The organism is Streptomyces sp. NPDC051133 (assembly GCF_040682635.1).
Taxonomy (GTDB): domain Bacteria; phylum Actinomycetota; class Actinomycetes; order Streptomycetales; family Streptomycetaceae; genus Streptomyces.
In genome coordinates this window covers 1-1,745 of the sequence record NZ_JBFBBK010000212.1, presented here as the reverse complement: position 1 = coordinate 1,745, position 1,745 = coordinate 1, and the positions used below count along the sequence as shown (strand labels likewise).

At 64.2% G+C, this 1,745-nt stretch carries 1 protein-coding gene and 1 pseudogene; both read left to right on the top strand.

Annotation, left to right across the window (positions count from 1 at the left end):
- Positions 1 to 225: 225 nt before the first annotated feature.
- Positions 226 to 570, top strand: a complete 345-nt coding sequence (locus tag AB0N17_RS46495) for a hypothetical protein (protein WP_366017704.1) — start codon at positions 226 to 228, stop codon at positions 568 to 570.
- A gap of 668 nt (positions 571 to 1,238) precedes the next feature.
- Positions 1,239 to 1,666, top strand: a pseudogene (locus AB0N17_RS46490) (IS630 family transposase); the annotation flags it as partial.
- Positions 1,667 to 1,745 lie beyond the last annotated feature (79 nt).

Here is a 1,745-nt window from a genome sequence, read left to right as displayed (position 1 = left end):
CCGGTAGCCGGCCGAGAGGGCCTCCAGGGCGGGCAGCTTATGCGCCGCACCACCACAATCAGCACCGCCGGATGCTTCGGCTCCCTGGCCCACTGGGCCTTGGGTGTTGCTGCAGAGCCCGCGCAGGACCATCGTCCGTGTCGGTGGACCACGTTGCCTACTTGTGATCTGCCGATCCATGGGACTGGAGGCCGGCCGACGGATCGCGGCGTAGGCTCCGCGTACATGCACCGCACCCTGACGGAGTACGCCCGGTGCCTCTACGGCGACGAATACGGCGCCACGCCGGAATGCAGCCTCGAACACCGGGAGTCCTGCTTCGTCGAGGAAATGACGTTCGCTGACGCGGAGGCGATTCTCGCCATGCTGCGTGAGCTGTGCCCGCACGTGGTTGACGGACATCTGCCGGTCTGGGTCCGGAATCTGGCGTATCGGCTGGTCCTCTTGCAGCGATCGGACGAGCCGGCGCTCCTGCGGGAGGCCGCCGAGAATTTGTGGCGGCACGGCCCGGATTGGGACGACATCGCAGCCGATCTGATCAGACGGGCAGACGCTCTCGAAATCAACTGATCAAGCACAACTCAACCATCGCAATAGGCGTAAGCCTGTCACCACGATTTTGACAAAGTGCAGGGTCGGTCGGCGCGAGTTTGCGTCTACCATGACGGTTAGTAGGCATCGGAGTTGCAGTCGGCCGCCGCCGAAGCGTGCCTGACGCTCCGTGTGACTGTCGACGTTGGGTGCAATGTGAAAATTACCCGTAAGTCAGTGGCTACATCTATCGCTGTAACGGCCGCAGCCCTTTGCGCGGCCTTCGGTGCCAGTCCAGCACACGCTGCCGACCCGGCCACTTATTCGACGCCGTCTCAACCCATTGTCAACTGCAGCGAAACAGAGATGGCCATAGACGGCAGGTTCCATATACCTCCTTTTTCGGTGGGCATGCCATACGTTGTCGGCGATGCTCATCCCGTCATGATCGGACCTGGCCAGTACAAGTTCGTCAGGGAAGTGGCTGCGATGTGGTATCAGCCCTTGAGTAATACCGCGAAGATGACGTGTCTCGTCCATCCCGGAACCCGCCCAGCCCCATCACCCTCTGGGCAGCATCATCGCCAACCCCCCCAGCCAACACCCCACCCATAACTAATCGCTGGTGCTGGTGCAGGGCCGGGCTCTGCAGATGTCGGACGGCCTTGTTCTTCGTGTTCGGTGTGCCCGCGGTGAAGTTGCGGCGCCTGTGGGGCGTCAATCGCCGCAAGAAGGGTGCCGCCCACACGTTGCCCGCGCTGAAGCCGATCCCCGATCTACGTGCCCCTGGACAACTTGCCCGCCCACAGAGGCACCGGGGTGAAGCACAGGGCGCCGTCGGGCCGGGCGGCACGGTGACCTACGCCTCCTGGGTAAACCCGATCGAAGCCCACTTCGGACCCCTTCGACAGTTCATCATCGTCAACTCGAACCACTCAACCACACCGTGCAGACTCGGGCCCTGCACTCCTACCTGGGTTGGCGTAACGCCAACGCCCGCCACTGCGACGTCCTGGCCGCCGAACGCCGCGAGCGCGCCCGCATCCGAAGTGAAAAGGGCATCCGCGCGCACTCGGCCGGCAGCACCAGGTCGGTGAGGTCCTGGGGCGGACGCCCCTCACCACCGCCGGCCTGATGCGGGGCATGCCGCCCTCACCCGCTGGCTGTCAGTCTGACGAGAGCATGATGGGCCTGCGCACCTGGGCGCACACAGC

What these genes read in the sequence shown, in the direction of transcription:
- AB0N17_RS46495 (WP_366017704.1), top strand. Translation starts at nt 226, where the DNA reads ATGCACCGCACCCTGACGGAGTACGCCCGGTGCCTCTACGGCGACGAA.